Genomic DNA, 24,951 nt, shown 5'->3' with positions numbered 1-24,951 from the left:
TTTTTCAGCCTTTTTTCACATAAACTATGTATGAGGTAGAAATATTGTAGCTTCATTTCATTTCGCTCTTTCAAGTCAAACAAGGCGAATAATAAATGAAGAGGTATGTTGGTTAACTGTTTTCCGTTGACTAAAAATAGTAAATGTTGTAATATCCGAAATATAAAGAAAATTCAGAAGTGTGGTGCGGCGTAAATAATTTAACATGGGGTAATTTTCTTTTGTTACTACAATGAAAGCGCATACAAGAAGGGTGGTGTGTAGCAATGAAGGATGGATTACATATTGGTCTATCAGAAGTAATGACAATTAATGTCACAAAGGATATGTTTGCGCAGTTCGACGGAGAAGTTGTTCATCCCGTCTATTCAACTGCATCCATGGTGTATCACATGGAGTGGGTTTCTAGAAAAATCCTTCTTCCGTTTCTTGAGGATCATGAAGAGGGAATGGGGGCAGCTGTCCACATGCAACATGTTGCTCCATCTGGGGGAAATTCTAAAGTGACTTTAACTGCGACCGTTACGACAATTACTGAACGTTCTTTAGTAACGGAGGTTATTGTGATGAATGAACTTGGACTAATTGGTAGAGGAGAAGTCAAACAAGCGGTTCTTCCGAAAGAAGTAATTGCGAAGAAAGTTTTAGCTACCAACAATTAAGGGGGAGCAAGGATGGAAAAGCTTAATCAGTCTCAAGAAGTAGGAAACGATATTTTTAAGAAGATGGCTAATCATGAACAAGTAGTCTTTTGTAATGACCCGAGTACAGGTTTACGAGCAATTATAGCCATTCATAATACCACATTAGGTCCAGCTCTTGGTGGAACGCGGATGTACCCTTATGAAAATATGGATGCCGCCTTAGAAGACGCTTTACGTTTAGCTGAAGGCATGACCGCAAAATGTGCAGCAGCAGATGTTGATTTTGGAGGAGGAAAGGCAGTCATTATTGGTGATCCGAAAAAGGATAAATCACCTGCCTTATTTCGTGCTTTTGGTCAATTTGTAGATTCATTGAATGGTAGATTTTATACAGGGACAGATATGGGGACAACGATGGAGGACTTTGTCCATGCTTCAAAAGAAACGCGATTCATTAATGGGATACCTGAAGCATATGGAGGTGGAGGAGATTCGTCCATCCCTACTGCTCAAGGGGTTGTTTATGCTATACAGGCAACTAATCAATATTTACATGGTACAGACCTTTTGGAAGGACGCACATACAGTATTCAAGGATTAGGCAAAGTTGGGATGAAGATTGCAGAAACACTGCTTGAAGCTGGTGGTAATGTGTTTGTTACAGATATTAATCAAGAGGCAATAGCAGAACTTGTAGAAAAGGCAGAAACGTTAAGAGGTAATGTGCAAGTAGTTGATCATCTAGAAATTTACCGCGTATCGGCCGATATTTTCATTCCGTGTGCAATGGGTGGAGTGTTAAACGAAAGAACCATCAGCGAATTAAGAGTCCATGCCATTGTCGGATCTGCTAATAACCAACTGGCACATTCTTCTGACGCCGCTCTTTTACATGATAAGGGTATCCTATACGCTCCTGATTATATTGTGAATGCTGGGGGGCTCATTCAAGTTGCAGATGAATTATATGGACCAAGTAAAGAGCGAGTACTGCAAAAAACAAGAACGATTTATCATACTTTACTACAATTATATCGAGAATCTGCTACAACTGGAAAGAACACAGTAGAAGCCGCCCAAGATCGTCTACAAAGACAGATGAAAGAACAGCAACATAGAAGCAACTTTTTCTCTCGGAATGTAAGACCTAAATGGGATTTTAAATGATGGGAGGCGTTACTATGGAAAGTTATCCACTATATCAAATGATCGATGAGAACGGGGAATGGGTTAACAAGTCATATGAAGAAGAATTCAATGAGGAAAAAGTAAAGGAATTTTATTACCACATGTTGCGTATACGCACCTATGACCAGAAGGGGGTTGCGTTACAGCGGCAAGGGAGAATTGGTACGTATGTGCCTTTTCCAGGGCACGAAGGAGCACAAGTAGGAAGCGCACTGGCGCTGTCAGAAAATGATTGGATGTTTCCTACTTATCGTGATCACGGTGCCTCTCTCACATTTGGTGCAGATTTAGATCGGATGCTCCTTCATTGGAATGGTAGAATTGAAGGTTGTTTACCATCAAAAGAAAAGCGAATTATGCCAGCTTCCATACCAATTGCTACCCATTTACCACATGCTACAGGCGCTGCCATTGCGGAGGTTTATAAAGGAACTGACAACGCTGCTATTGCTTATTTTGGAGATGGTGCTACTTCTGAAGGTGATTTTCACGAGGGATTAAATATAGCAAGTGTATTTAAGGCACCAGTCGTTTTCTTTAATCAAAATAATGGTTACGCTATTTCGTTACCTATTGAAAAACAGATGAATTCCGAAACGATTGCACAGAAAGCTGTTGCTTATGGGATACCGGGTGTGCGGGTAGATGGTATGGATGTTTTGGCTGTCCATTATGCAGTGAAAGAAGCTTTAGAACGGGCGCGAAAAGGGCAGGGACCAACGCTTATTGAAGCAGTTGTTATTCGTTTTGGGGCACATACAACAGCAGATGACCCTTCGAAATATCGTGATCAAGAAGAAATCAATCGTCAAAAAGAGGCGAAGGATCCTCTTCTTCGGTTGAAAAAGCATTTACAATTTCGCGGATTTTGGAGTGAAGAGTGGGTAGAGAGTATTCAATCTGATATACGTAAGGAGATAGAAGCAGCTGTAGAGAAAATGGAAAATGCACCTGCTGCTAACACAGATGACATGTTTGATCATGTCTTTAGAGAACCTACTTGGACGATATCAAGGCAAAAAGAACAATTAGGCTTGATTGGGGGGAATCGATAATCATGGTCATGTCAAATGAAATAATAAAAACGAAAGCAACAAGTCAGTCGTTGACGATGATCCAAGCGATCACGGATGGATTAAAGACGATGCTAGACAGTGATCAAAACACGATTATTATGGGTGAAGACGTTGGACGCAATGGGGGTGTGTTTAGAGCAACAGATGGTTTACAGGAGACTTTTGGTGAAAAAAGAGTCATCGATACACCACTAAGTGAAGCAGGGTTCGTCGGAACAGCCGTAGGGATGGCGTTAGCGGGATTAAAACCAGTCGTCGAAATTCAATTTCTCGGTTTTATCTATCCAGCATTTGAACAAATTGCGACTCATGTGACAAGAATGCGTATGCGTACACTCGGTCAATATCATATTCCCATGGTGATTCGCGCTCCATACGGTGCAGGAGTCCGCTCACCAGAAATCCATTCGGAAAGTGTCGAAGCATTATTTACACATTTGCCAGGAATAAAGGTCGTGTGCCCATCTAACGCTTATGATGCAAAAGGTTTATTGTTAGCAGCAGTAGATGACCCAGATCCTGTCCTTTTTTTAGAACCGATGCGTCTATACCGGGGAAGTAGAGAAGAAGTGCCTACGGGCGATTATCGAATTGAAATAGGCAAAGGCACTCGTGTGCAAGAAGGCAATGATGTCACCATTTTTGCTTGGGGTGCAATGATTCCCTTAGTCATGAAAGTTAGTGAAAAAATGAAAAAAGACGGTATTTCCTGTGATGTAATTGATCTAAGAAGCCTTTATCCACTAGACCGTGACTTGATTGCTGATTCTGTACAAAAAACAGGGAGAGTTGTCATTGTTCATGAAGGGCATGAGACAGGCGGGTTAGGTAGCGAAATTATTTCTATAATAAATGATACTTCTTTTCTATATTTGAAAGCACCAGTGGAGAAAGTGACTGGCTTCGATGTACCTGTGCCATTATTTTCTTTGGAGAATGATTATTTACCATCAACAGAACGAGTAGAGACAGCAATTCGTAAAGCTTACACATTTTAGAGGGGAGGGTGAGATGATATGACTGATGTGAAATTTAGCGATATAGGTGAAGGAATGACAGAAGGAGAGATTATCCATTACTTTGTCAAAGAAGGAGATACAGTAGAGATAGATCAGCCATTGGTTGAACTACAAACAGATAAAATGGTGGCTGAAATCCCTGCTCCCTCAGCTGGTGTCATCACCTCCATTCCTTTTCAAACAGGAGAAGTCGTTACGGTTGGAACGGTGATTATGACAATCGATAATGGACAGAGCCTTGCAAAGAGAGAAGAAGTAGTGATTGAAGCCGTTCCACCGCGTAAGGAAAAAGAAGTTATTGCTGAAGCGAATGGGAATCGCTATCAACGTATACTTGCAGCACCTTATACAAGAAAAATTGCAAGAGATCTAAATATAGATATAGAAAGAATTGTTGGTACAGGACCAGCGGGAAGAGTAATGGATGATGATGTGTATCAATTTGTGGAAGGATATCGTGCGAAAGAAACGAAAAAAGAGAGAACAGAGCCACAAGTAGAAACAACAAAATTAGAGGAGACTATTCCTTTTACAGGAATTAGAAAAGTCATCGCTCAACGAATGAGTCATTCTCTACAAACAATTCCTCATGTTACGCATTATGATGAGGTCGATGTCACCCAATTATTAGAAGCGAGAAAGGAATTAAAGGATTTAGGTGATCGCCTCTCTCCAGCCGCATTTTTCTTGAAAGCAGTTGTTATCTGCTTAAAAGAACACCCATTATTTAATGCAAGATTAGATGAAGAAGCAGGTGTCATTCGGTTGTTAAAGGATTATCATATAGGTGTGGCGACACAAGGAAAAGAAGGTTTAATGGTACCGGTCATTCACCAAGCTAATCAAAAGTCAGTCCGAGCGATTCATGAGGAGATGAAATCGTTAACGAAAAAAGCACAAGAAGGTAAGCTAACTCCTGGTGATATGAAGGGTGGAACTTTTACAGTTAATAATGTTGGCCCTCTTGGCCGCGGTACAGGGGCAACGCCAATTATCAATCATCCTGAAACAAGTATTATTACCTTCCATGCAGTGAAGAAAAAGCCGGTAGTAAATGCTAAAAATGAAATCGTTATACGTTCTATCATGAATATTTCTATCTCTTTTGATCATCGCCTCATAGATGGTGCGCAATCAATTGCTTTTTCTAACCGTTTCATTGAATTAATTGAACAACCAACAAAACTATTAGTGGAGCTGATTTAAATGGTTGTAGGCGAATTCGCTGAAAAGCGGGATTTAATCATTATTGGAGGCGGTCCTGGAGGGTACAACGCGGCGATTCGAGCAGCGCAATTAGGATTGAAGGTAACTTTAGTTGAACAGAATGAATTGGGTGGTGTTTGCCTGAACTCAGGTTGTATACCCTCAAAGGTTTACGCGCAAGCTGCAAAGAAGTTAGAAGCGCTAGGGCATTATGCTTCTTTTGGTATTGCTATTGATGAACCTACTTTTGCAATCGAATCGTTAAACGATTATAAGAATATGACAATTGAACGGTTGCGAAAAGGGGTAGAAGAACTGTGTAAAGCAAACCAAATTGAGTTAATTCGTGGCAAGGCTCAGTTTATAAATCAAAAGCGTTTAGGTATTGAAATGTCTCATCATTTTGATTTATATGATTTTGAGAAAGTCATTATAGCGACCGGAAGCACTGTTGAAATACTAACAGAGTATCGCGCTGCCAAAATCCTAACAGAAGCTGAACTTTATCGGTTAACCGAGATTCCTCCTCATCTTATCATTTATGGTCATAGTTATATTGCATTAGAAGCGGCCTTTACTTTTCGTCAACTTGGTGCAGATGTGACCCTCATTTTAAATAAAGAAAATTTCTCCTTTGATGAAAGTATTAATAGGGAGTTACAGCGATTATTAAAGAAGCAAAAAATCAAAGTATACCGTGGTTATCAATTAAAAGATATAGCAGAAAGTCATACTCTCTTGCAGCTGAAGTTATCTAAACCAGACCAGGAGATCACATGTGAAGGTAGTCATGTATTTATGGAAGGAACGCATCATGGGAATATCGAGACCCTCGATTTACAAAGAATAGGTGTGGAATGTACAACTGATGGTTTTATTAAAGTAAACCAGCAATTGCAAACAAATATACCGACAATATACGCTATTGGTGATGTCACGGGTGGCGAGCAATCGGCTGTTAAGTCTATTAAAGAAGGAAAAGTGGTCGCTGAGAGGTTAGCTGGCTTGAATAGTGAAGTGGATTTAAGCTTAATGCCTGCAGTTGTCCATACAATTCCACCTCTTGCAACAGTGGGGATGACAGAACAAGAAGCAAAAGAGAAAGGGTTAAACATTGCTGTTAGTCAATTCAATTATAGCGGCAATGGCTATGCGATGGTGACTAGTGAAAAAAGTGGCATAATGAAAATTATTAAAGATGCAGATAATGATGTGCTACTCGGCTTTCATGCCATTGGTTCTTCAGCTATTGAATTAATTAGTACAGCAGTCACAGCTATGGAACTCGTTGGTCGTGACGAAGACTTAAATTTCCCACTGTACCCTCACCCGAGTTTTAACGAAACCATTTTAGAAGCAATTGAGGGCTTGAATAACCGTGCGATTCATATGAAACCGAATGAGAAAAAATCTGTTAAGGTGTGAACAGTAATCATAATGAAGCTAGGCGTGCGTATTCGATGGGCACTTCTAGCTTTTTTACATTTTCAATGCGATTTAAAGGTAGAAATTTAACTTTTAAGTAGAAAAATCTTTATTTTTTGTCATTTCTATTGTAAGAACATGTTGACGCATAGAGAGAAGTTTCAGTAAACTTAGTATTGATGTGCAAGGGAGGACAAGCTGAATGCAAATGACCATTTTCGTATTGCCGATTTCTATGTTACTCTTTTTTGTTTTGTTTTTCGGAATTGGTTTTATATTAAATATGCTTTTAAGAATGTCATGGATCATGGCAATTGTTTATCCAATTGTCGTTATTAGGATTATTGATAAGGTTCGACTCATTGAATACTTTAATGACACCCGTGCTGCCTTTTCTAGTCTTTGGACGGAAATCACGAGCCTCCAATTAGCTGATATTCTCATCTTGAGCAGTGGCTTTGTTGGTGCCATTGTTGCTGGCATAGTCATTAACATGCTCCGCAAAAGAGGATATCGTATGTTTTAATCTATACATAGGGAAAGAAACTCTACTATATATTAAAGTAGAGTTTTTTTGTATTTTAAAATAATGTCGTTTATTGTGGTGGAATCTTTTATAATGGATAAAAAGAAAGGCGGTACATCATGGCCATTATTAAACCCCTGAATCCCTCACATCAGCTCCAATTATTACGTGCACTGAGTGTGCGAAAGGAATTTTCACTCGATGAAAAACAATACTTTCACTTATTGCTTAAAGGTTACGAAGGAGAAAAAAGGTGGCGAGAATATTTAAACGGCTTTCCTTCTGAAATCCCTATTCTATTTGACCTCACGCTAAAAAGTAATCATACGATTTTTCAGGTAGATGCACTCATGGTTCACCAGCATCATATTACTTTTTTTGAGATTAAAAATTTTAGCGGTAACTTTACGATAAAAGATGGGCATTGGTATCATTCAAATAAAGAAATAAAAAATCCATTGATTCAAATAGAACGGAATCAAACACTGATTCGACAATTTGTAGACCAACATCATTTACAACTGACCTTTGATTATTTGTTGGTTTTTGTAAACCCTGAATTCATGCTGTATGATTCTAAGCCAAGAAAGAAACTCATTCTTCCCCAACAAATCCCAAATCTAATAAGAAATTTAAGCCAAATGCGTCACACCCCCACAACCCATCACACAAAGATTATTCAAACTTTATTAACCCATCAAACCGAGTCTCCATTGTTCGTCATTCCAGAGTATACATATCAGGAATTAGCCAAAGGGCTATTTTGTAAAAGATGTAGGGATAAGATGGAAAGGAGAGCTAATCGGGTCATCTGCCCTAAGTGTAAAAGTCAGTGTTCCTTAGAAAGTGCATTGTTAGATCTGATTCATGATTTTTCCATTCTTTTTCCTGCTTTGAAAGTAACGAATCATGTCATCTTTAATTGGTGTAATGGAACCATAAGCAAATCAACTATTAGAAGAGTCCTCCTAAACAATTATTCCATAAAAGGAAGTGGCCGAGGTACTTATTATGAAAGAAAATAGAACAATGGAAGGATTGCTTCAAAATGCGTGATTGATAAGAAATTTGGTAGTGTTCAGGCGTAAACGAGTCAGAAATCCGTGATTGAAGAAAAATGTGGTAAGATTCATGCTAAACGAGTCAGAAATCCGTGATAGAAGAGAAATGTGGAAGTGTATAGGCGTAAACGCACCAAAAATCCGTGACCGAAGAGAAATGTGGTAGGATTCATGCGTAAACGCGTCAAAAATCCATGACCAAAGAAAAAGATGGTAGGATTCATGCGTAAACGCGTCAAAAATCCATGACCAAAGAAAAAGATGGTAGGTTTCATGCATAAATGCGTCAAAAACCCGTGATCGAAGAGAAATGTGGTAGGATACATGCGTAAACGCGTCAAAAATCCGTGACTGAAGAAAAAGATGGTAGGATCCATGCGTAAACGCGTCAAAAATCCGTGACTGAAGAAAAAGAAGGTAGGATTCATGCATAAATGCGTCAAAAATCCGTGACTGAAGAAAAAGAAGGTAGGATTCATGCATAAATACGTCAAAAACCCGTGACTGAAGAAAAAGACGGTAAGATTCATTCGTTAAACACGTCAAAAATCCATGACCGAAGAAAAAAGTTGTAGGATTCGAGCAGAAAGCTATTGGACCAAGAGAGTGAATCTCTTGGTTCAGCTTGTAGACAAAGTCTAAGAATTAGACCCTGTCTACAAGCTTTTTTTGTATAATAGAATGGAATCGATTTTTTGTGGGGGATATATAATATGTTATCAAAACACGTTGAAGATGGAAGAAATCAAATTGAAATGGTTGCGTTGGATCAACTTGTTCCAGATGATCATCTGGTCAGGAAGGTTGAACAATCGATTGACTTTGAATTCATTTATGACCTGGTAAAAGATAAGTATTGTTTAGACAATGGTCGACCGAGTGTTGATCCCGTTGTTCTTATTAAAATGGTCTTTATACAATACCTTTTCGGCATACGCTCAATGCGTCAAACCATTAAAGAAATTGAAACCAACGTGGCTTATCGATGGTTTATTGGTTATGGGTTCACCGAGAAGATTCCTCATTTTTCAACTTTCGGTAAAAACTACGCGCGACGCTTTCACGATACAGATCTATTTGAACAAATTTTCTATCGCATTCTAAAAGAAGCGATGACCAAGGGCTTGGTCGATCCATCCGTTGCTTTTATTGATTCTACTCATGTAAAAGCGAACGCTAATAAGAAGAAATTTGAAAAAAAAATAGCCCGAGTCGAAACGAGATCATATCAGAATCAGTTAGATGAAGAGATCAATATCGATCGTGAGAAACACGGAAAAAAGCCCTTCCCCCCGCAGAATAAAGAAGAGTCAAAAGAAATAAAAGTTAGCACGACAGATCCTGAAAGTGGTTATTACGTAAAAGATGAACGCGAAAAACTATTTGCGTATTCGTTTCATACGGCGAGCGACTCCCGTGGGTTTATCTTAGGGTCACTGGTCACCGGAGGGAATGTTCACGATAGTCGGATGTTGGACAAGCTCGTCACTCAAGTCACAGATAAAGTCGGTAAGCCCCATTCAATCGCTGTTGATGCAGGATATAAAACACCACACATCGCTAAATTCTTAATGGACCAAGACATCAGACCTGTTATGCCTTATACACGTCCGAGAACGAAAGACGGATATCTTAGAAAATACGAATACGTTTACGATGAATATTTTGACGCCTATCTATGTCCCGAAGGACAAATTCTACCTTACCGTACGACGACAAGAGACGGGTACAAGCAATACGCTTCAGACCCTTTGGAATGTAAAGGCTGTCCTCTGTTAGAACGTTGTACGCAAAGTAAGAATCACACCAAAATGATTCATAGACATGTTTGGCAGGATTATATAGAGGAAGTAGATCATTTGAGACATACTGAACTGAATAAAACTTTATATGCGAAACGTAAAGAAACGATCGAACGAGTCTTTGCGGACGCAAAAGAAAAGCATGGCATGCGTTGGACGACCTTAAGAGGTCTTAAAAAAGTTTCAATGCAAGCGATGCTTACGTTCGCTGCCATGAATCTTAAGAAATTGGCAAACTGGACATGGCGAGGACCATGTCCAGTCTAAAAAGAAGAGAAATCTTTGATAATAATAGAAAACCCGACCTTCGCTTAATGCGAATGTCGGGTTTGTCTACGGTCTGGACCAAGAGAGTGAATCTCTTGGTTTTTTTGATACGAAAGTCCAAGCGGTTATTAGATTGCTATCAAAGTGATGAAGAAAATTGAATTTACATAAGGGTTTTATTTGATTATAGGACCGTATGTTTAGCTTCTTTCTAAAAAAAATGAATATTACCTTGAATTAAGGGAAATGACTATTGTTGGGAGGAGTGATTAACTGATGTATGATATAAAAAAATGGGCGAAAAGAATGGTGATAGCTGTAGCGTTTTCTTTCGCGTTATTATCCACATTCCAAACGATTTCAGGTGTAGAAGCAAAGCAAGTGATTGATTATATGAGTGAACAAGCTAATGAAGGAGAGGGATCTACCCTATCTTTCAAACATGCTTTAAAATCGATTGGACTGGCCTTTAAAGATTTAAATAAGACTTTGGAAGCAGATCATTTGAAATTATCAGCAAGCACAGTTGCTGAGGAACCACCTTCTTTGAATGATTGGGATTGGTCACAATACGACACTAAGGAAGTAATCGCAACCGGATACACGGCCTATTATGAGTCGACAGGTAAAAATCCAGGTCATCCTGAATTTGGTATTACATATTCTGGTGTAAAGGTGAAAAGGGATTTATATTCTACGATTGCTGCAGATTTAACTGTTTTCCCCATTGGTACGATACTGTGGATTCCTGATTATGGGTTTGGCGTAGTTGCTGACAAAGGTGGCGCCATTAAAGGAAATAAATTGGACTTATATTATGAAACAGTAGATGATGTATATAATTCTTGGGGGAAGAAAACTTTGGATGTTTATGTAATATCAATCGGTGATGGTACGTTAACTGAAGAAGATTTACAAGAGTTAAATGAAACGGAATCACTACAAGTATTTAGACAGCAGTATACAAAAGAATAAAAACTAAAAAAGTAATGGGGGATGAGTACCCATTACTTTTTTAGTGGAGAAGAATATATTGACGGATGTAATAACTGCCCCAATTTGATTGCCCCTTCGATTAATCTTGGTGAAGGACGGCAAAACAATTCTTCCTCTAGGACATAAACGTTATTGTTTTTCATTGCATCCATATTTGACCAACCTGGACGTTTCTGTAAAATGACTGGATTCACTTTTTCCTGTCTTACACCTACCCAGGCTAAACAAATGACATCAGGATTTTGCGCACGGATGGTGTCCCAGTCTGTCTGGATATTTGCTTGTTCTTTAGATGCGAAAAGGTTTTTGCCGCCCACAAGTTCACTAATTTCAGTTAGCCAGTTTGTACCTCCAGGTGTAAAAACGGGCTTTGGCCACCATTCCCAATAAATAGAGAGAGGAGTCTTCACCTGTTTAGCTAACTTCTTTAAGTTTATCACTTCTTCATGAAAGCTTGCTGCGGCTTGCATGCCGACTTCTTTTTCGCCTAGGGCTGTGGCTACAGTGATTAAGTCATTTTCTATATCTGTTAAGCTTTGTGGATTTAATGTTATGTAGGGAATGCCTCGTTCATCCAATGCAAGAATATTTTTTTCCATTCCCGGTACACTTAAGGATGCCAGCACAAGGTCTGGTTTAGCCTTTTCTACAGCGTTCATATCTATAGAGAGGTCTGGACCCAGTTTTGGTAGAGTATTTACTGCTGCTGGCCAATCAGAGTAATCATCAACAGCGACAAGTTGATCGGTTAATCCTAAGTAGGCGAGAATTTCTGTATTACTAGGGCAAAGAGAGGCGACTCGCATGATTGGAACCTCCAATATCTTAAAATATCAATGCATATAAGAATAATGTTAATAAAATACCTGTTAATCCTCCAAAAAACACTTCTACTGGTTTATGGCCTAATAATTCTTTCAGTTCTTTACGTTTTACTTGGTCTGGCTTTTTGGGCCATGATTTCGCTTCATCGACAAAACGGTTAAAGTCATTGACAAGCTGATTAAGCACAATGGCTTGTTCACCCGCTTGCCTTCGGACTCCGGTTGCATCAAACATAGTAATGATAGCAAACATGGCTGATATCGCGAAGGGAACTGAATCTAATCCTGCCTCGATGGCCACCCCTGTTGATAAAGCTGTAACGGCAGCAGAGTGAGAGCTTGGCATCCCTCCAGTACTTGTTAACAGTGACCAATCTAGCTTTCTTGTAGCAAAAAAGGTAATAGGGACTTTTACAAATTGTGCAAAGAAAATGGCAGCTAATGCTGACCAAAGAGGAAAGTTCAAAAATAATTCCATTATTTAACCACCTTATCGATGTTTGTATTCTTTGTTCGTGTTTAATTTTAATTAATTATTACTATAAGGAAGGATTTTCTATTAGTAACAGATTAGCACAAAACATTTTGATTTGAAAATCAGATCTACTTAGACGATAAAGTTAGCTAGTCGAAATAATGCGAAAGATTAGATATAATGATTATATATCTTATGGAGGTGTTAAAATGTTTACAGTTAAAAAAGAAAATCTTTATGACTCCGCTCATGAAGTTTTAATTATCGGTTTGTTCGATGAACCGAATATAATAAAAGGTGAATTATCTTCTTTGGACGAAAAATTTGAAGGACAAATGAATGAGTTTCTTAAGCAAGGTGATATATCAGGGAAGTTAAAATCAGTAAGTAAAGTACATACCTTCAATAAAATTGGTGCAAAGAGATTATTATTTGTGGGTCTAGGTAAGAAAAAGACATTACAATTCAATGAATTAAAAGAAGCGATAGGCTTAGCCTTTAAAGAAATTCAAAAAAGTAAACTTTCGGAAGTAGCCGTTTTTTTAGACACATTTACTGTTGCCGATCAGCTTGATGCCCTCGATGTTGGTCATGCAGTTAGTGAAGCATATACCCTTGCTACCTATCGTTTTGAGGGATATAAACAAAAGTCAAATGAACCTGAAAAGACAATTGATAAAATCACAGCCTATACGACTGAAAATAGAGAAGATGTTTTATCTGCTTTAACAGTTGGTTATGCCTATGGTAAGGGAACAAACTCTGCAAGAACTTTAGTGAATATGCCTGGGAATATGTTAACAGCAACAACAATGGCAGAGTATGCGATTGAGTTAGCTAATAAATATGATTTGGAAATAGAAATATTAGATAAGAAAGAAATGTTAGAGCTTGGGATGGGTGCGCTGTTAGCTGTCAATCAAGGTTCGACAGAGCCACCGAAAATGATTGTTCTAAAATATCAAGGGAAAGATCAGTGGGAAGATGTCATTAGTCTAGTTGGAAAGGGAATTACCTTCGATACTGGTGGTTACTCGATAAAACCGAAAACAGGGATTGTTGGAATGAAAACAGATATGGGCGGAGCTGCAGCCGTTCTGGGTGCGATGGAAATCATCGGGGAGTTAAGACCAGAACAGAATGTATTAGCCGTTATTCCATCAACAGATAATATGATAAGTGGATCTGCCTTTAAACCAGATGATGTTATTACTTCGTTAAGTGGAAAAACAATAGAGATCTTAAATACAGATGCAGAAGGGCGTCTCGTTTTAGCTGATGCCATTACGTACGCAAAACATCATGGTGCCAATTATTTAGTCGATGTTGCTACTTTAACGGGAGGTGTTATTGTTGCCTTAGGAGAAGAAACAACAGGTGCGATTACTAATCATGAAACCTTCTTTGAACAAGTATTAGAAGCCTCATTCGAAGCAGGCGAAGCGATGTGGAGACTCCCATTATTTGAAAAAGATAAACAAAGAATTCGCAATAGCCCAGTGGCAGATTTAAACAATTCACCAGGAAGAGAAGGCCATGCGATTATGGCGGGCGGCTTTATTGGAGAATTTGCTGAAGATACACCATGGGTGCATTTGGATATAGCTGGTACATCTACAACAAATAAACCTTATGAATTAGGTCCTGCTGGAGCCACAGGGGTAATGACGCGTACATTAGCTCTACTAGTAGAAAGATTTGAAGTAAAGTAATCAACCATTCATTAAAAGCATCTTAAAGGATGAGAAACTCCTTAAGATGCTTTTTTACTCCTCCTTAGCATTTATATTTGCATAGGTGAAACCTCCGATAGCTTGATGAATAAGAGTGAGAATTATGGAACTTTTCTTAAGAATCCATTATTTGACGAACTTGAATCAGTATGTTAATTTATTACTCTAACACTTTACTAAAATAAATCAAATAATAAATAGAAAGAAAGGTTTTAATCATGAATGCTGTTTTACTTGCTGTATTAGTCATGTTAATACTAAGTCTATTACGTGTAAATGTCGTGTTATCCCTTATTATAGGTGCATTGGTGGGAGGGTTAACGGGTGGACTTGGTATAACAAACACAATTGAAGTCTTTACAAATGGTTTAGGTGGCAGTGCAGAAGTAGCGCTTAGTTATGCTTTATTAGGAGGCTTTGCTATTGCTATTTCTCGTACAGGTCTACCTAATCTCCTTGTTGATAAAATTATTCAAAAGGTAGGGAAAGAGGGAGAGACAAGAAAGAAAGGGTTATCTAAAACATTAGTCATTTTATCATTGTTAATTATGGCGTGTTTCTCACAAAATCTAATTCCTATTCATATTGCATTCATCCCTATCTTAGTCCCACCATTATTAAAAGTGATGAATGAATTGAAGATAGACAGAAGATTGATTGCTTCCGTTCTTACATTTGGTTTAGTTACTCCTTATATGCTTATCCCTGCAGGGTTTGGCCAAATATTTCACCAAATCTTAGCAGATAATATGACAAGTAGCGGTTTGAATGTTGATATGCAACAAATACCACTAGCTATGCTACTTCCAGCTTTAGGTATGGTTGTAGGCTTAATAATAGCCGTATTTATATCTTATCGAAAACCGAGAGACTATCAATCATCAGAAATCATAGAAACTGAAACGGTATCTTATAGTATGCGCGGTGTCTTATTTGCTGTATTATCAATCATTATTGCGTTAGTTGTACAAATACAACTAGATTCAATGATTATGGGAGCAGTGGCCGGTATTATAACTGTCTATTTAAGTGGGACCATAAAGGGCGCTGAAGCAGATAGCTTATTAACAGATGGAATGAAAATGATGGCATTTATCGGGTTTGTCATGCTCGCGGCATTTGGTTTCGGTGATGTGCTGAAAGAAACAGGGGATGTTGAAGTCCTTGTGTCGAATGTAGCTGAGATGATAGGGAATAATCAAGCCTTTGGTGCGTTATTAATGCTTTTAGTAGGATTATTAGTCACAATTGGTGTTGGTTCATCCTTTTCAACTATCCCAATCATCACAACCATTTTTGTGCCTTTATGTATAGAGCTAGGGTTTAGTCCTATGGCAACGATTGCATTAATTGGTGCATCTGCTGCATTAGGTGATGCTGGATCACCTGCTTCAGATAGTACACTTGGACCGACATCTGGATTGAATGTGGATGGTAATCATAATCATATTTGGGATACATGTGTACCAACATTTATTCATTATAATATACCTGTCATTATATTTGGATGGATTGCTGCAATGGTATTATAAAAAAATAAACGAGTATTATTTAAACCCGATCATATTTGATTGGGTTTATTTTTGTGAACTCGACCTGAGGCAATGGATATAGGTCGAGTTTTATGAATCATGAATGACTTAGCATGTAAATCTGACCGTCAAAGAACAGAATCGAGTAAAAAGTGAAAAAGTAATAAAGTCTAAGCCATAAAGCTAAATGTAGTCGTACATTGCATATGTCACTATAAACACCTAAAGGAAGCTAGGATTTGACAGATAAGATATGAATAGAAACTATTAAAGAATATTGACAGGATATCAGTTCCCTCAGTCAATCTTCTTTTCATTTTCCAACGCGATCTTTAGGACCAGATATTCATTTTAAGCATTACCGCAAAAAGGATAACAAGATGGTTCCAACCAAATCTGAGGAGGAACCATTTTTGATTAAAATTTAATGCCGAAAAGCATTGTAAGGATATTACGCTTTTTTATTCTTTTTTTGGGAAAGGTACTAGCAGTAGGGCTGTCAGAGGGAATAGGAGACACTTGCATGAAATTCTGCTTTTCAAGTATGTGTATACGTTCATGTAAACGTTCAATTTCTGCGTGTAATTCTTCTAACTCCTGCCGGTGATGTAGCAACTGATAAGAAGTAACATCATCTGCTTTTGCATTTAAGCGTTGTTCTAACATATCTATTCTTGCGCTAAGTTCATCATTAGATATCTGTGGACTAGATATAGTGGCGTGCCGAATTTTTTTGCTAGTTACTTTAATGTCTTGAAGAAGGACACCTGAATTTAATTGATCATGAACTCTTTTTAATAATTGAATATCTTCTTCTGAGTAAGCATAATGTCCATGCTCATTTTTTGTCATATTTAAATTTAGCTGTTTTATCCATCGCTGAATAGTACTTTGGGATACACCGAGTAGTTTCGCTACAGCGCCTGTATTCAAAAGTAATCTCCTCCTTATCATTACTTTATTAAGAAGCATTCTCTTAAAGAAATATATTTTCCTTTACGTTTGACAAAACAAGTGTTGCTTCGTCAAAGATAGTGAATATTTTACAACCTTTTGAGTAATAATCGTTTTTAGTGGGGAGAATGAAGAAAACAGATGGGAGGATAGGTGAAATGACAGAATACGAATTAGAAGACATCTTCCATGAGTCAGGGCATTACCACTTATATGAACAATTAAAGTATAAATTATGGATTGCTTATCAATGGCTAGAGGCAGATCGAAATATACTATCCGAGTTCCTAAATATTTATGATTTTGACCACGACGAAGAATTATATTGTAAGGAATTCTTATTTCATTATAAGATCTTTAAAAACATAAAGAAGAAGAATGCTTTTTATTAAATGAACAGGTAAATAAAAAAAGCCCCCAAATTATTCAATTTGTGAGGCTCTTATTACTTGCGTAATGAAGGCAGTTATTTTGTTTTATAATGTTGTGTGAAGAATTCGTCTGTTTCTTGTACAACAACTTTCCTCAACAGGAGTAGACCAACTAAGTTCGGAATCATCATTAATGCGTTAGCCATATCAGCAAATGCCCAAACGGTAGCTAAGTTAACCATTGCACCAGCTGCACAAGCAATAATATAAATCGCGCGGTAGCCTGCAATTCCTTTTGTACCAGCTATATATTCAAAGCATTTCTCACCGTATACATACCAGCCTACAATTGTTGTAAATCCGAAAAAGATAACAGAAAAAGCGACGATATATTCTCCTGCTGTTCCTAATACTGATGCAAATGCTGCACTCGTTAATGCACCACCATCGAGATTAGGGTCATGGGTTACGCCAGAAAGTAATCCACCTGTATAATCCCAAAAGCCAGTAATGATTAATACAAGTCCAGTCATTGTACAAACGATGATGGTAACAATGAAAGTGCCTGTCATAGCGACAAGTGCTTGCTTCACAGGATGGTCTGTTTTGGCATTACCGGCGATTAAAGCAGCAGTACCTAAACCAGCTTCATTAGAGAAGATTCCTTTTGAGACACCATTTTTAATTGCCTCTGATACAACAACTCCTACAAAACCACCGGTTGCTGCGATCGGATTAAAAGCATAATGAAAAATTAATTGAAATGACGGAATAATCATTTCATAATTGACCGCAATGATGATTAAAGCGCCACCAATATAAAGAAAAGCCATAATGGGAACAAAGAATCCAGCGACGGTACTAATTCTTTGAATACCTCCAAAAATAATAAGTGAAGCAAAAACAGCTAAAACGATGCCAGTAATCACACTGTTGATACCAAAGGATTCACTAGCTACTTGAGCAATCGTATTAGATTGCACGCTATTCCCTATACCTAAAGCGGCAAAAGCACCAAAAATGGCAAAGGCAATGGCTAACCATTTAAACTTAGCTCCTAATCCTCTCTCAATATAGTACATGGGTCCACTTGAATATTCACCATTGCTATTCTTTACACGATATTTCATTGCTAGTAAGGCTTCCGCGTATTTAGTAGCCATCCCGAAAAGCCCAACAATCCACATCCAAAAAATGGCGCCTGGTCCACCTAAAGTGATAGCTGTGGCGACTCCAGCGATGTTTCCGTTACCTATTGTTGCTGCCAATGCAGTCATTAACGCTTTGAAATTACTTACATCGCCTTCATCATTTGTATCCTTCGCGTTTCCTTCCTTTGTAAATGCTAATTTGAAAGCATAATAAAGTTTCGTAAATGTACGGCCTTTAAGCATGATTGTTAGAAGTAGGCCCGTCCCAAATAATAAGATTAAACTGGGGGTTCCCCACAAAAAGGAATTAACTTTTTCAAGTATGTTCATAATGTCCACAGATGAATCTTCCTCTCTTTAGTTGAATATCATACTATATTTTTTAAAATGTAATCGCTTTCTTAAATGAATAAACCAAAACCATTTTCAGCTTGGTAAAATTCTTGAAGTGCACGGAAAATTATAAGAATACTTATTATTGTAAAATTATACAAAGATAACTTCAATCAATTTTAAAAAAGTTTAATTATTTATAATAATCAATAAGTTTAAAAAGAGCTTTTCGACAGCATGTAAAGGTTTAGATATAATAAAAAAAAGAGGCAGTTGGAGGTTTGAAATGGAGAGAGAAAAACAGTACGGGAAAGATCCATTTAAACGATCATTTGATAACTTAGAAACATTTGTAGATAAAATTAGAGATGTTCTTGAATGTCCAGTTACTATTGAAGATGCTAATCATCGGTTATTAGCTTATAGTACGCATGATGATCAAACCGATCAGGCTAGGATTGCAACGATTATTAGCAGAAAAGTTCCCGAAAAGGTAATAAATAGTTTATGGAAAGCAGATGCTATACCTCAATTATTAAGGAGTGCTGAACCATTAAAGATTCCAGAAATTAAAGAAATTGGTCTGGGCAATAGGGTAGCAATCTCCATTAGGCATCAAGAAGAGGTGCTTGGCTATATTTGGGTGGTCGAACGAGATAAGTCTCTTACAGCAGAAGATATGTATTTATTAAAACTGGCTGCTCAATCGGCAAGAATTGAATTGTTGAAGCTTTATCGTCAAAAAAAGAAAAGAGAAGAAAGCTATCAGGATTTTTTCTGGCAGTTGTTAACTGGCAGATATCCCAAGCATGCAGAAGTAATAGACAAGTTAGATGATTTTCATATCAAACCATCTCTGCACTCTGCTGTCATTATTTTTCGCTTTATAGACGATATAGACATGCAAACAGAACAAAGCATGATTTATCTCATTTCAACGAGCCAAAAAATCCATATGACTTTTTATGCAACGATGGGTAATGATTTTATCTTACTAGCATCTCCGCCATCTACACAGGCAAATGAAACAGATTTATCTGAGTTTGTCCAGTTTGTTATCAATCAAATGTATGTAAGATTTGAAATTGATCATATCATTAGTGGTAGCAGCAGTTTGAAATTGACCTATGACCATGTTGAAGATCGCTATTCAGAATGCTTAGAAGTACTTCGTTTAAAATCACAATATCCGAAAGAAATGCAAGAAATCTATACTTATCACCAATTGGGTGTCTTTAAATATTTGGATGCCATTCTTGATATAAGAAGCCGTGATGCATATGAACATCCCGTCATCCAACGTTTAATAGATTATGACCATGCTCATCGAACGGAGCTATTAATGACGCTAGAAGCCTTTATTTTAAATGATAGCAATGTAAATGACGCTGCTAAGATACTACATGTTCACGTTAATACATTAAATTATCGTTTGAAGAGAATTACTGAACTCACTCATGTGAACTTTAAAAGTACACATGAGAAATTTTCCTTGTATTTAGAACTGCAAATCCGCAAATACATAGAAAAAAAGCATCGTTTGTGAAATTACACAAATGATGCTTTTTCATTTTTCAAATATAAACAAAGTCATTTCAACATTCTATTATTATACTGACAATAGGGAAACATAAAATTGTCATTTATTATTTGACAATTTATTCTATGCAATTTATTCATACTTAAAAATTAATATAATAAATGGAAGGGGCCAAAAGGATATGATTATCGGCGTACCTAAAGAAATTAAAAACAACGAGAACCGTGTAGCAATGACACCAGCGGGGGTAGATGCATTAGTAAAAGCTGGACATGAAGTACTTATTGAAACGACTGCAGGACTCGGAAGTGGATTTCAAGATCAAGATTACGAGTTAACAGGCGCGAAAATCGTAGGCACGGCAAAAGAAGCATGGGCAGCGGAGATGGTAATGAAGGTAAAAGAACCGCTACCAACTGAATATGACTATTTCCGTAAAGGCCTAGTATTGTTTACTTATTTGCATTTAGCAGCAGAACCAGAATTGGCAGATGCGCTAGTGAAAAGCGGAGTAACGGCTATTGCATATGAAACAGTTGAGGTGAACCGTACACTTCCATTACTAACACCAATGAGTGAAGTTGCTGGTAGAATGGCAACACAAGTTGGAGCGCAATTCTTACAAAAAACAAACGGCGGCCAAGGAATATTACTTGCGGGTGTACCAGGTGTATCAAGAGGAAAAGTGACGATTATTGGTGGGGGCGTTGTGGGTATTAATGCTGCGAAAATGGCCATCGGTCTTGGTGCAGATGTAACAATCATTGATTTAAGCCCTGAAAGACTTCGTCAACTTGATGATATTTTCGGTAATAGCATTCAAACATTAATGTCTAATCCATTAAATATTGCTGAATCTGTAAAAGAAGCTGACCTTGTAATTGGTGCTGTACTCATTCCAGGAGCAAAAGCGCCAAAATTAGTAACAGAAGAAATGATTCAAACGATGAAACCTGGTGCAGTCGTTATCGACGTTGCGGTTGACCAAGGTGGTATTCTTGAAACGGTTGATCATGTAACTACACATGATGATCCAACATATATTAAACATGGTGTTGTGCATTATGCTGTGGCAAACATGCCAGGTGCCGTGCCAAGAACATCAACAATCGCTTTAACGAATGTAACGATTCCTTATGCATTACAAATAGCGACTAAAGGTGCACATCTAGCTGTTGAGCAAAACCCAGCATTGAAATTAGGGGTAAACGTAGTAAATGGGCATGTAACGTATGAAGCAGTCGCAAGGGACTTAGGATATGATTATGTTCAAGTTGAGGCAGCATTTGCAAATGAAGAAATAACAAACTAATGATACTTTTTCCTACCTCTTATTGGGGTAGGTTTTTTTATTCTTTGAATGAAATATTAGACGATGTATGAATTTGTGAGAGTGGTTCAGTTAATACTAAATCATGTTGAACGCGATTTTCTTATAGCTTTCATTTATTATGCTTTAGCTATGATGGATAACGTCTCTTCAGGAGCCCCTTCACCATTCAAAGGATTGAATAGGGCTGTATTTCTCTAGTTAAACATATAGGGGATATTTGATTTCATTCAAATAAATAAAACAGAAAAATGGATTGTTTTCTTTGTACGGAATGGTTTATCTTTTCACATTTTGTTATTGATCATCTTATTTTTGACATCTTCTTGTGTACTAATTAGTCTAGTAATAGAAAAAAGTTCACTTTTAGGGGGCTTAAAAGTGAAGTAAAAAGCCATTAGACCAAGAGTCTTCAATCAAAAGTTGACATTTTTCATGAAACTCTATATAATCTTCAAAAAAATAGTTAATCGTTGATGAGGAATAGTAAGTTTTCATCATTATTTTCAGAGAAGGTATCCGTTTGTGCTGTGAGATATCTATTAATGAAAAGCTGAACCTGCCCTCTGAGTACATATTCTTTAGAATATGCGGTTTACTTGTTGAACCGTTATCAATAAGAGTGCAAAGCTTTGCTTTGAAATAGGGTGGTACCACCAGTCATTGGGTCCCTATTTGAAAGCAGGGCTTTTTTGTGTCTTTGAGAATAAAAATTAAAAATGAGGTGTCAATATGGGTAAACAGTTTGTGAAAGAAATAACATCAATGAATGAAGATTTTCCACAATGGTATACAGATGTCGTAAAGAAAGCTGATTTAGTCGATTATTCAAGTGTGAGAGGTTCAATGATTATTCGTCCATATGGTTACGCCCTTTGGGAGAACATTAAATCAGCACTTGATCAAAAGATAAAAGAAACTGGGCATGAAAATGTTTATATGCCTCTATTTATTCCTGAGAGCCTTCTTCAGAAAGAGAAAGATCATATTGAAGGATTTGCCCCAGAAGTCGCTTGGGTAACTCATGGTGGGGAAGATGAGCTTGCTGAGAGACTTTGTGTGCGCCCGACATCAGAAGTACTATTCGGAGAACATTATAAAAATATTATTCACTCTTATCGTGATTTACCAAAGCTGTATAATCAATGGTCAAATGTTGTTCGATGGGAGAAAACAACAAGACCATTTTTACGAACGTTGGAGTTTTTATGGCAAGAGGGCCATACTTGTCATGCGACGGATGAAGAAGCGTTAGAAGAAACAGTAAAGATGCTTGAAGTCTATGCAGATATTTGTGAAAATCTTTTAGCTATCCCTGTTGTTAAAGGCAAGAAAACGGAAAAAGAAAAGTTTGCTGGCGCAAAATTAACTTATACAATTGAAAGTTTAATGCATGATGGTAAAGCGCTACAATCAGGGACATCTCATCATTTAGGAGATGGCTTTGCAAAGGCATTTGGGATTCAATTTACCGACCAAGATGGAAAAGAGCAGTATGTGCAGCAAACTTCTTGGGGATTCACAACCAGAATTATCGGTGCGATGATTATGGTCCACGGTGATGACAGAGGGTTAGTAATTCCGCCAAAGGTTGCCCCAAAGCAGGTAATGATTGTTCCTATTGCGCAACATAAGGATGGCGTATTAGATTTTGCCTATGATTTAAAAGAAAAACTAAATAAAGTAGCGCGCGTAGATATTGATGCAAGTGATAAAAAGCCAGGTTGGAAATTTAATGAATATGAAATGAAGGGTGTGCCCATTCGCTTAGAAGTAGGGCCTAAAGATATTGAAAAGGGTCAAGTCGTACTTGCAAGAAGAGATACAGGAGAGAAAATGGTCACTCCATTAGCAAATCTAGAAGAAACAATTGTTCAACTTTTAGAAGGGATTCAAACTTCACTTTATCATAAGGCAAAAGAACATCGCAACGATCATACGTATGAAGCATATACTTATGAAGAGTTTAAGCAGATATTTAATGAAAAACAAGGGTTTGTCAAAGCGATGTGGTGTGGTAATCAAGCATGCGAAGAGAAAATAAAAGAAGACACAAGTGTGACTTCCCGTTGTATGCCATTTGATGAAACGGCGATTGCTAAAGTGTGTGTGTGCTGTAAAGAAGAAGCAAAGCATCTTGTCTATTGGGCTAAAGCTTATTAAGAAAAAAATTTTATTGACCCATATCTTTTTTTCACTTAAAGCCGTTTAAGTAATAGAAAGTGTGAAGGGGTGAAGGAAACAATGCATAAGGAGCAGATGGTAAGCCGGTCAGCAACGTTAGATTTGATTGCGAAAAAGTATTATCGAGACTTAGTAAGCTATTGCACCTTTCTTTGCCAAAATGAGTGGGATGGAGAGGACATCGCGCAAGAAACCATCTTGAAGGCAATGAAGTATAACGAAGCTAAAATAACACGAGCTTTGTTAAAGAAAATTGCTTATCATCAATGGATTGATGTGGTTAGAAAAAAGAAAAAAGAGCAATTAACAGAAAATCATGTTGATATCGAAACGAGAAATCATCATTTGACAGAAACAATTGAATTATTATTAGAGAAATTAACTGTGCAACAGGCGCTAGCTTTTTCATTAAAAGAAGCGTTTTTATTTAAGAATAGTGAAATTGCAGAGATGTTAAATATGAAAGAAGCCTCTGTTAAGAGTTTATTGCATCGAGCAAGAAAACGTTTAGGAACAGATATGAAAGAATTGAATCAGCAGTGGGATGAGCCGGTAAAGAGAAAAATCTTTCAAGTTTTCCATCGGGCACTTGAGCATCAACATCCCACTGAGCTTATCAAATTACTGCCAGTAATCAGTCATTATAGTACTTCCAAGCAAAGCACCCCTTCCAATGCTTTCAATATGATGGCAGCTTAATGCTTGCCTTTTTGGAGGTTTCCTAATGAGCACGATACCTTATGTAATTGAACAAACGGCTAAAGGTGAACGGTCCTATGACATTTATTCAAGACTATTGAGAGATCGGATTATTATGATTGGTGAAGAAATCAATGATCATATGGCGAATAATATTGTTGCACAAATATTATTTTTAGCTGCAGAAGATGAGAAAAAAGATATTTCACTCTATATTAATAGTCCTGGAGGATCAACAACAGCGGGCTTTGCTATTTTAGATACACTCGACTATGTAAGGTGTGATATTCGCACTATCTGTACAGGGATGGCTGCCTCATTTGGTGCACTACTGCTTCTATCTGGCACGAAGGGAAAACGATTTGTGCTTCCTCATAGCGAAGTAATGATTCATCAGCCCTTAGGTGGTGCAAGAGGGCAAGCGACAGATATTGAGATCTCTGCAAGAAGGATATTAAAGCTAAAAGACGTAACCAACCAAATGATTGCCGAGAAAACAAATCAACCATTAGACAAGGTGAAGTTGGATACAGAGCGTGATTATTTTATGAGCGCACAAGAAGCGGTGGATTATGGAATCGCGGATGCTATTTTAACGAAGAGTGAATGATAATA

The 24,951-nt window shown here is 37.6% G+C and carries 22 protein-coding genes and 1 other annotated feature; of the genes, 18 read left to right on the top strand and 4 right to left on the bottom strand.

The window, feature by feature from the left end:
- Window positions 1-266 precede the first annotated feature (266 nt).
- From LG276_RS19050 to LG276_RS19005, 10 genes are all read left to right on the top strand, one after another.
- Window positions 267-662 carry a thioesterase family protein gene (locus LG276_RS19050; RefSeq protein ID WP_289434473.1) on the top strand — a complete coding sequence of 132 codons (396 nt, stop codon included), beginning with the start codon at window positions 267-269 and terminating at the stop codon, window positions 660-662.
- Between the two features lie 12 nt (window positions 663-674).
- Complete coding sequence (locus LG276_RS19045; protein ID WP_224938008.1) at window positions 675-1,811, top strand: Glu/Leu/Phe/Val dehydrogenase; 1,137 nt, start codon at window positions 675-677, stop codon at window positions 1,809-1,811.
- 14 nt (window positions 1,812-1,825) lie between these two features.
- Window positions 1,826-2,887, top strand: coding sequence for a pyruvate dehydrogenase (acetyl-transferring) E1 component subunit alpha (gene pdhA / locus LG276_RS19040; RefSeq protein WP_251163658.1), 1,062 nt, complete (start codon window positions 1,826-1,828; stop codon window positions 2,885-2,887).
- A gap of 2 nt (window positions 2,888-2,889) precedes the next feature.
- A complete protein-coding gene (locus LG276_RS19035) occupies window positions 2,890-3,906 on the top strand; it encodes an alpha-ketoacid dehydrogenase subunit beta (RefSeq protein ID WP_233435203.1) in 1,017 nt (338 codons plus the stop codon).
- Window positions 3,907-3,924: 18 nt separating this feature from the next.
- The gene (locus LG276_RS19030) at window positions 3,925-5,133 is read left to right on the top strand and encodes a dihydrolipoamide acetyltransferase family protein (RefSeq protein WP_404292505.1); all 1,209 of its coding nucleotides are present in this window, start codon (window positions 3,925-3,927) and stop codon (window positions 5,131-5,133) included.
- Window positions 5,134-6,558 carry a dihydrolipoyl dehydrogenase gene (lpdA, locus tag LG276_RS19025; protein ID WP_404292503.1) on the top strand — a complete coding sequence of 475 codons (1,425 nt, stop codon included), beginning with the start codon at window positions 5,134-5,136 and terminating at the stop codon, window positions 6,556-6,558.
- Between the two features lie 202 nt (window positions 6,559-6,760).
- Window positions 6,761-7,084 carry a YuiB family protein gene (locus LG276_RS19020; protein WP_224938003.1) on the top strand — a complete coding sequence of 108 codons (324 nt, stop codon included), beginning with the start codon at window positions 6,761-6,763 and terminating at the stop codon, window positions 7,082-7,084.
- A gap of 119 nt (window positions 7,085-7,203) precedes the next feature.
- Complete coding sequence (locus LG276_RS19015; protein WP_404292501.1) at window positions 7,204-8,109, top strand: nuclease-related domain-containing protein; 906 nt, start codon at window positions 7,204-7,206, stop codon at window positions 8,107-8,109.
- A 749-nt stretch (window positions 8,110-8,858) separates the two neighbouring features.
- Window positions 8,859-10,214, top strand: coding sequence for an IS1182 family transposase (locus LG276_RS19010; protein ID WP_404292499.1), 1,356 nt, complete (start codon window positions 8,859-8,861; stop codon window positions 10,212-10,214).
- 276 nt (window positions 10,215-10,490) lie between these two features.
- A complete protein-coding gene (locus LG276_RS19005) occupies window positions 10,491-11,189 on the top strand; it encodes a 3D domain-containing protein (protein WP_224938001.1) in 699 nt (232 codons plus the stop codon).
- A gap of 32 nt (window positions 11,190-11,221) precedes the next feature.
- Here LG276_RS19005 and LG276_RS19000 read toward each other — a convergent pair whose 3' ends face one another.
- Together LG276_RS19000 and LG276_RS18995 are read right to left on the bottom strand one after the other, a co-directional pair.
- Window positions 11,222-12,016 (bottom strand): cobalamin-binding protein, encoded by a 795-nt coding sequence (locus tag LG276_RS19000; RefSeq protein ID WP_251163311.1) that lies wholly within the window; start codon window positions 12,014-12,016, stop codon window positions 11,222-11,224.
- A 19-nt stretch (window positions 12,017-12,035) separates the two neighbouring features.
- Window positions 12,036-12,512 (bottom strand): divergent PAP2 family protein, encoded by a 477-nt coding sequence (locus LG276_RS18995; RefSeq protein WP_224937999.1) that lies wholly within the window; start codon window positions 12,510-12,512, stop codon window positions 12,036-12,038.
- Between the two features lie 206 nt (window positions 12,513-12,718).
- Between LG276_RS18995 and LG276_RS18990 the strand changes: the two genes are divergently transcribed.
- Entirely contained in the window at window positions 12,719-14,221 is a 1,503-nt protein-coding gene (locus LG276_RS18990; protein WP_251163312.1) for a leucyl aminopeptidase, read from the top strand.
- Between the two features lie 239 nt (window positions 14,222-14,460).
- On the top strand, window positions 14,461-15,774 hold the full coding sequence (locus tag LG276_RS18985) for a Na+/H+ antiporter family protein (RefSeq protein WP_224937997.1): 1,314 nt from the start codon (window positions 14,461-14,463) through the stop codon (window positions 15,772-15,774).
- A gap of 417 nt (window positions 15,775-16,191) precedes the next feature.
- On the opposite strand, the gene LG276_RS18980 is transcribed toward LG276_RS18985, so the two are convergent.
- Window positions 16,192-16,707 (bottom strand): MerR family transcriptional regulator, encoded by a 516-nt coding sequence (locus LG276_RS18980; RefSeq protein WP_251163313.1) that lies wholly within the window; start codon window positions 16,705-16,707, stop codon window positions 16,192-16,194.
- Between the two features lie 179 nt (window positions 16,708-16,886).
- Here LG276_RS18980 and LG276_RS18975 point away from each other — a divergent pair, with 179 nt between their 5' ends.
- The gene (locus LG276_RS18975) at window positions 16,887-17,120 is read left to right on the top strand and encodes a hypothetical protein (protein WP_224937996.1); all 234 of its coding nucleotides are present in this window, start codon (window positions 16,887-16,889) and stop codon (window positions 17,118-17,120) included.
- Between the two features lie 74 nt (window positions 17,121-17,194).
- Here LG276_RS18975 and LG276_RS18970 read toward each other — a convergent pair whose 3' ends face one another.
- The gene (locus tag LG276_RS18970) at window positions 17,195-18,580 is read right to left on the bottom strand and encodes a sodium:alanine symporter family protein (protein WP_224938113.1); all 1,386 of its coding nucleotides are present in this window, start codon (window positions 18,578-18,580) and stop codon (window positions 17,195-17,197) included.
- Between the two features lie 289 nt (window positions 18,581-18,869).
- On the opposite strand from LG276_RS18970, the gene LG276_RS18965 reads away from it, so the two are divergent.
- From LG276_RS18965 to LG276_RS18945, 5 genes are all read left to right on the top strand, one after another.
- On the top strand, window positions 18,870-20,129 hold the full coding sequence (locus LG276_RS18965; RefSeq protein WP_224937995.1) for a CdaR family transcriptional regulator: 1,260 nt from the start codon (window positions 18,870-18,872) through the stop codon (window positions 20,127-20,129).
- Window positions 20,130-20,304: 175 nt separating this feature from the next.
- Window positions 20,305-21,435 (top strand): alanine dehydrogenase, encoded by a 1,131-nt coding sequence (gene ald / locus LG276_RS18960; protein WP_251163314.1) that lies wholly within the window; start codon window positions 20,305-20,307, stop codon window positions 21,433-21,435.
- Between the two features lie 482 nt (window positions 21,436-21,917).
- Window positions 21,918-22,129 (top strand) — a binding site (T-box leader).
- Window positions 22,130-22,185: 56 nt separating this feature from the next.
- The gene (gene proS, locus LG276_RS18955; RefSeq protein WP_251163315.1) at window positions 22,186-23,616 is read left to right on the top strand and encodes a proline--tRNA ligase; all 1,431 of its coding nucleotides are present in this window, start codon (window positions 22,186-22,188) and stop codon (window positions 23,614-23,616) included.
- A gap of 81 nt (window positions 23,617-23,697) precedes the next feature.
- Window positions 23,698-24,336 carry a sigma-70 family RNA polymerase sigma factor gene (locus LG276_RS18950; protein ID WP_251163316.1) on the top strand — a complete coding sequence of 213 codons (639 nt, stop codon included), beginning with the start codon at window positions 23,698-23,700 and terminating at the stop codon, window positions 24,334-24,336.
- Between the two features lie 25 nt (window positions 24,337-24,361).
- Window positions 24,362-24,946, top strand: a complete 585-nt coding sequence (locus tag LG276_RS18945; RefSeq protein WP_095372058.1) for an ATP-dependent Clp protease proteolytic subunit — start codon at window positions 24,362-24,364, stop codon at window positions 24,944-24,946.
- Window positions 24,947-24,951: the final 5 nt, after the last annotated feature.

Source organism: Cytobacillus kochii (assembly GCF_044790165.1).
Classification (GTDB): domain Bacteria; phylum Bacillota; class Bacilli; order Bacillales; family Cytobacillaceae; genus Cytobacillus; species Cytobacillus kochii.
The sequence above is the reverse complement of the archived record's forward strand: the minus strand, read 5'-3'. Positions and strand labels throughout refer to the sequence as shown.

Coding starts and splice junctions, on each gene's coding strand:
- LG276_RS19015 (WP_404292501.1), top strand. CDS start 7,204: ATGGCCATTATTAAACCCCTGAATCCCTCACATCAGCTCCAATTATTA.
- LG276_RS19045 (WP_224938008.1), top strand. CDS start 675: ATGGAAAAGCTTAATCAGTCTCAAGAAGTAGGAAACGATATTTTTAAG.
- proS (WP_251163315.1), top strand. CDS start 22,186: ATGGGTAAACAGTTTGTGAAAGAAATAACATCAATGAATGAAGATTTT.
- LG276_RS19010 (WP_404292499.1), top strand. CDS start 8,859: ATGTTATCAAAACACGTTGAAGATGGAAGAAATCAAATTGAAATGGTT.
- LG276_RS19050 (WP_289434473.1), top strand. CDS start 267: ATGAAGGATGGATTACATATTGGTCTATCAGAAGTAATGACAATTAAT.
- LG276_RS19000 (WP_251163311.1), bottom strand. CDS start 12,016: ATGCGAGTCGCCTCTCTTTGCCCTAGTAATACAGAAATTCTCGCCTAC.
- LG276_RS18945 (WP_095372058.1), top strand. CDS start 24,362: ATGAGCACGATACCTTATGTAATTGAACAAACGGCTAAAGGTGAACGG.
- lpdA (WP_404292503.1), top strand. CDS start 5,134: ATGGTTGTAGGCGAATTCGCTGAAAAGCGGGATTTAATCATTATTGGA.
- LG276_RS19020 (WP_224938003.1), top strand. CDS start 6,761: ATGCAAATGACCATTTTCGTATTGCCGATTTCTATGTTACTCTTTTTT.
- LG276_RS19030 (WP_404292505.1), top strand. CDS start 3,925: ATGACTGATGTGAAATTTAGCGATATAGGTGAAGGAATGACAGAAGGA.
- LG276_RS18985 (WP_224937997.1), top strand. CDS start 14,461: ATGAATGCTGTTTTACTTGCTGTATTAGTCATGTTAATACTAAGTCTA.
- LG276_RS18950 (WP_251163316.1), top strand. CDS start 23,698: ATGCATAAGGAGCAGATGGTAAGCCGGTCAGCAACGTTAGATTTGATT.
- LG276_RS18990 (WP_251163312.1), top strand. CDS start 12,719: ATGTTTACAGTTAAAAAAGAAAATCTTTATGACTCCGCTCATGAAGTT.
- LG276_RS19035 (WP_233435203.1), top strand. CDS start 2,890: ATGGTCATGTCAAATGAAATAATAAAAACGAAAGCAACAAGTCAGTCG.
- LG276_RS18995 (WP_224937999.1), bottom strand. CDS start 12,512: ATGGAATTATTTTTGAACTTTCCTCTTTGGTCAGCATTAGCTGCCATT.
- ald (WP_251163314.1), top strand. CDS start 20,305: ATGATTATCGGCGTACCTAAAGAAATTAAAAACAACGAGAACCGTGTA.
- pdhA (WP_251163658.1), top strand. CDS start 1,826: ATGGAAAGTTATCCACTATATCAAATGATCGATGAGAACGGGGAATGG.
- LG276_RS19005 (WP_224938001.1), top strand. CDS start 10,491: ATGTATGATATAAAAAAATGGGCGAAAAGAATGGTGATAGCTGTAGCG.
- LG276_RS18965 (WP_224937995.1), top strand. CDS start 18,870: ATGGAGAGAGAAAAACAGTACGGGAAAGATCCATTTAAACGATCATTT.
- LG276_RS18970 (WP_224938113.1), bottom strand. CDS start 18,580: ATGAACATACTTGAAAAAGTTAATTCCTTTTTGTGGGGAACCCCCAGT.
- LG276_RS18975 (WP_224937996.1), top strand. CDS start 16,887: ATGACAGAATACGAATTAGAAGACATCTTCCATGAGTCAGGGCATTAC.